Here is a 4,961-nt window from a genome sequence, read left to right as displayed (position 1 = left end):
CGCCGGCCTCGAACATCTCCGCGGCCTTGTCGACCATCAGGCTCGCGCTCGTCATCTGCACGTAGGCGCGGGCGATCGGGAACTGCACGCCCTGGTTCTCGCCGATCGGGCGGCCGAACACGACGCGCTCCTTGGCGTACTGGCTGGCCCGGTCGATGAAGAACCGCGCGTCGCCGATGCACTCGGCGGCGATCAGGATCCGCTCGGCGTTCATGCCGTCCAGGATGTAGCGGAACCCCTTGCCCTCCTCGCCGACCAGGTTCTCGGCGGGAACCTCCAGGTCCTCGAAGAAGAGCTCGGTCGTGGCGTGGTTCAGCATCGTCCGCACCGGCCGGATCGTGAGCCCACCGCTCGCTACCGCCTGCTTCATGTCCACCAGCAGCACGCTCATGCCGTCCGACGGCTTCTCGTCGCGCCGCGGCGAGGTCCGGCAGAGCAGCACCATAAGGTCGGAGTGCTCGGCGCGGCTGATCCAGATCTTCCGGCCCGAGACCACGTACTTGTCGCCCGCCTTCTTGGCGACGGTGGAGATGCGGGTGGTGTCGGTGCCGGCGTCCGGCTCGGTGACGCCAAAGGCCTGCAGGCGCAGCTCGCCGGTGGCGACCTTCGGGAGGTAGGCCTCCTTCTGCGCGGACGTTCCGTGCCGCAGCACCGTGCCCATGGTGTACATCTGCGCGTGGCAGGCGGCGCCGTTGCAGCCGCTCCGGTGGATTTCCTCCAGCACTGCGACCGCCGCCGCGAGCCCTAGGCCCGAGCCGCCGTATTCCTCCGGGATCAGCACCGACAGGAACCCGGCCTCGGTCAGCGCGGCCACGAACGCGGTCGGATAGGCCCGCTCACGGTCCAGCTCGCGCCAGTAGCTGCCAGGGAAGCGCGCGCACAGCCGGCGCACCGCCTCACGGATCTCGGGGAAGGTTTCCTGGGTCACGGCGCTCTAGTGCCACGGCAACGTTGGGTGAGCCTAGACATCTCCTCCCCCGCCAAGCGGAGAGGAGGCGGGCGCGCCGAAACCGGGATGACAGCCGGGGGTGGCGCGCACAGGATGGGACAAACACAAATGGGAGGCGGACGATGGCGCTCAGCTACGTCCATGGGGCCAGCACGGCGCCGTTGATCGGGAAGACCATCGGCGCGCTGTTCGACGAGACCTGCGCCGCGCATGCCGACAACCTCGCGCTGATCGTGCGCCACCAAGATATCCGCTGGACCTACGCCGAGTTGAAGGATCGCGTCGACGCCTTCGCCGCCGGCCTGCTGGCGCTGGGGCTGGAGCCGGGCGACCGGGTGGGGATCTGGGCGCCCAACTGCGCCGAGTGGACGATCACCCAGTTCGCCACCGCCAAGGCCGGCATGATCCTGGTCAACATCAACCCGGCCTACCGGCTGACCGAGGCCGAGTACGCGATCAACAAGGTGGCCTGCAAAGCCCTGGTCATCGCCTTGCGCCACAAGACCAGCGAATACCTCGCCATGATCCGCCAGCTGCGCGAGGCCGGCCGCCTACCCACTGTCGAGGCGGTGATCACCATCGGCGACGACCCGCACCGGGGTTGCCAGAGCTTTCCGCACATCGAGAACACGGCCAAGCGCGCCGATCGCGCCCGGCTGGCCGAGATCGGCCCGACGCTGCAGTTCGACGACCCGATCAACATCCAGTTCACCAGCGGCACCACCGGCTTCCCGAAGGGCGCGACGCTGTCCCACCACAACATCCTGAACAACGGCCGCTTCGTCGCCGAGGCCATCGGTCTCGCGCCCGGCGACCGGCTCTGCATCCCGGTGCCGCTCTACCACTGCTTCGGCATGGTGATGGGCAACCTGGGCTGCGTGACCCACGCGGCGACCATGGTCTATCCGGCCGAGGCGTTTGAGCCGTTGGCGGTGCTCCAGGCGGTGTCGGAGGAACGGTGCGTGGCGCTCTACGGCGTGCCCACCATGTTCATCGCCACCCTGGCGCACCCCGAGTTCGCCGCCTTCGACCTGTCGTCCCTGCGAACCGGGATCATGGCCGGCTCGCCCTGTCCGATCGAGGTGATGCGCCAGGTGATCGACAAGATGCACATGCCCGAAGTGACCATCGCCTACGGCATGACCGAGACCTCGCCGGTCAGCTTCCAGTCGTCCACCGACGACAGCCTGGAGCACCGCGTCTCCACCGTCGGCCGCATCCAGCCGCACCTGGAGGTCAAGGTGGTCGACGCGGAGGGTCGCATCGTGCCGCGCGGCGAGCCAGGCGAGCTCTGCACCCGCGGCTACTCCGTCATGCTGGGCTACTGGGACGATCCCGAACGGACCGCCGAAGCCATCGACCGCGCCGGCTGGATGCACACCGGCGACCTCGCGACGCTGGACGACGAGGGCTTCTGCAACATCGTGGGCCGGATCAAGGACATGGTGATCCGCGGCGGCGAGAACATCTATCCGCGCGAGATCGAGGAGTTCCTCTACCGGCACCCGGCCGTGCAGGACGTGCAGGTGATCGGCGTGCCCGATCCCAAGTACGGCGAGGAACTCTGCGCCTGGATCGTGCTCAAGCCGGGCGAGGCGCTGGAGACCGAGGAGGTCCGCGAGTTCTGCCGCGACCAGATCGCCCACTATAAGATTCCAAGACATATCAAATTCGTGGAAGGGTTCCCCACGACTGTGACGGGGAAGGTGCAAAAGTTCGCCATGCGGGACGCGATGATCGCAGAACTTGACCTCAAGCTCGAAAAGACGGCCTAGGGCTCCGCATGAGGAAACTGGAAACGGCCGTCGATACCGGATCGGCCGCCTTCGCCGCCAACGCCGCGCTCAACGCCGGGCTGGCCGAGGAGCTTCGGATGTACGCCGGCCAGGCGGCCCTGGGGGGGTCCGAAGCGTCGCGCGAGCGCCACACGTCCCGCGGGAAGCTGTTGCCCCGCGACCGGGTGATGCGGCTGCTCGATCCGGGCGCGCCGTTCCTCGAGGTGGGCCAGCTCGCCGCGTTCAACCTCTATGACGGCGAGGCCCCGGCGGCCGGGGTGATCACCGGCATCGGCCGTGTCTCGGGCCGCGAGGTGATGATCGTAGCCAACGACGCCACGGTGAAGGGCGGCGCCTACTTCCCGATGACGGTGAAGAAGCATCTCCGCGCCCAGGAGATCGCGATCCAGAACCGGCTGCCCTGCGTCTACCTGGTGGACTCGGGCGGCGCGAACCTGCCGCACCAGGCCGAGGTGTTTCCCGACCGCGATCACTTCGGGCGCATCTTCTACAACCAGGCGCGGATGAGTGCGGACGGCATCTCCCAGATCGCCTGCGTCATGGGCTCGTGCACCGCGGGCGGCGCCTACGTGCCCGCCATGTCCGACGAGACGGTCATCGTCCGCGGCCAGGGCACGATCTTCTTAGGGGGCCCGCCGCTGGTGAAGGCCGCCACCGGCGAGGTGATCTCGGCCGAGGAGCTGGGCGGGGCCGACACCCACGGCCGTCGCTCGGGCGTGGTCGACCATGTGGCGGAGAACGACGAGCATGCGCTCACCATCGTGCGCCGCATCGTCGCCAACCTGAACACCACCAAGTTCCACGAGCTGACCCTGGCCGAGCCCGAGCCGCCGGCCTACGACCCGGCCGAGCTCTACGGCATCGTGCCCCAGGACGTCCGCGCGCCCTACGACGTGCGCGAGGTGATCGCCCGCATCGTCGACGGCAGCCGCTTCGACGAGTTCAAGGCGCTCTACGGCACGACGCTGGTCTGCGGCTTCGCGCGGATCTGGGGCTACCCGGTCGCGATCCTGGCCAAGAACGGCGTGCTGTTCTCGGAGAGCGCGCTGAAGGGCGCCCACTTCATCGAGCTGGCCTGCAAGCGGAAGATCCCGCTGGTGTTCCTGCAGAACATCTCCGGCTTCATGGTCGGCGGCCGCTACGAGGCCGGCGGCATCGCCAAGGACGGGGCGAAGCTGGTCACCGCCGTGGCGAGTGCGGAAGTGCCCAAGTTCACCGTCCTGATCGGTGGCTCGTTCGGGGCCGGCAACTACGGCATGTGCGGTAGAGCCTACTCCCCGCGCTTCCTGTGGACCTGGCCCAACAGCCGCATCTCGGTGATGGGCGGCGAGCAGGCCGCCTCGGTGCTGGCCACCGTCCACCGCGACGCGAGCAAGTGGTCGCCGGAGGAGGAAGAAGCCTTCAAGGCCCCGATCCGCCAGCGCTACGAGGAGGAAGGCAGCCCCTACGTGGCCACCGCCCGGCTCTGGGACGACGGCGTCATCGACCCCACCCAGACCCGCGACGTCCTGGGCCTCTCCATCTCCGCCTCCCTGAACGCCCCGATCCCCGAGACGCGCTTCGGCGTGTTCAGGATGTGAGGCGGATCATGGCGACGTTCCTGGCGCGTCAGCGCCTTCAAGAATTGACCGCGGAAGCACGCGGAAACGCGCGGATATCCGCGTCCGTCCGCGTGCTTCCGCGGGCCGGAAAGACTGCGCCTGCGGCGCGAGGGCTTCTGTGATGTTCCGCTCCGTCCTTGTCGCCAATCGGGGCGAGATCGCCCGCCGGGTGTTCGCCACCGCGCGCCGGCTCAACATCGAGACCGTGGCCGTCTTCTCGGAAGCCGACCGCGACGCCGCCCATGTGCGCGACGCCGACCGGGCCGTGCTGATCGGGCCGGCCGCGGCGCGTGACAGCTACCTCAAGGGCGACCGCGTGATCGCCGCCGCTCAGGCCGCCGGGGCCGAGGCGATCCATCCGGGCTACGGGTTCCTCTCCGAGAACGCCGACTTCGCGGAGGCCGTCACGGCCGCGGGCCTGATCTGGATCGGCCCGCCGCCGTCGGCGATCCGCGCCATGGGCCTGAAGGACGCCGCCAAGGACCTGATGCAGAAGGCCGGCGTGCCGGTGACGCCCGGCTACCTGGGCGCCGACCAGTCGGCCAAGACGCTTGCGAAGGAGGCCGAGCGCATCGGCTTCCCGGTGCTGATCAAGGCGGTGGCCGGCGGCGGCGG

General features: G+C 68.9%; 4 protein-coding genes. 3 read left to right on the top strand and 1 reads right to left on the bottom strand.

The annotated features are described in order from the left end of the window. The coding region (locus VGD44_RS19590) for an acyl-CoA dehydrogenase family protein (protein ID WP_331090061.1) at positions 1-928 on the bottom strand (928 nt) is incomplete at its 3' end. Positions 929-1,071: 143 nt separating this feature from the next. Between VGD44_RS19590 and VGD44_RS19585 the strand changes: the two genes are divergently transcribed. The 3 genes from VGD44_RS19585 to VGD44_RS19575 all read left to right on the top strand — a co-directional run. Further along, positions 1,072-2,724 carry an AMP-binding protein gene (locus VGD44_RS19585; protein ID WP_331090060.1) on the top strand — a complete coding sequence of 551 codons (1,653 nt, stop codon included), beginning with the start codon at positions 1,072-1,074 and terminating at the stop codon, positions 2,722-2,724. Between the two features lie 8 nt (positions 2,725-2,732). Then, positions 2,733-4,325, top strand: a complete 1,593-nt coding sequence (locus VGD44_RS19580) for a carboxyl transferase domain-containing protein (RefSeq protein ID WP_331090059.1) — start codon at positions 2,733-2,735, stop codon at positions 4,323-4,325. 142 nt (positions 4,326-4,467) lie between these two features. After that, the coding region (locus VGD44_RS19575; RefSeq protein WP_331090058.1) for a biotin carboxylase N-terminal domain-containing protein at positions 4,468-4,961 on the top strand (494 nt) is incomplete at its 3' end.

This window comes from Phenylobacterium sp., assembly GCF_036402295.1.
In the GTDB taxonomy this organism is placed as follows: Bacteria; Pseudomonadota; Alphaproteobacteria; order Caulobacterales; family Caulobacteraceae; genus Phenylobacterium.
Note: the sequence above shows the minus strand (reverse complement) of the source record. Positions and strands in the feature narration are given on the sequence as shown.

Bases quoted from the DNA above. Each gene is read 5' to 3' on its own strand.
- VGD44_RS19585 (WP_331090060.1), top strand. From the start codon at position 1,072: ATGGCGCTCAGCTACGTCCATGGGGCCAGCACGGCGCCGTTGATCGGG.
- VGD44_RS19580 (WP_331090059.1), top strand. From the start codon at position 2,733: ATGAGGAAACTGGAAACGGCCGTCGATACCGGATCGGCCGCCTTCGCC.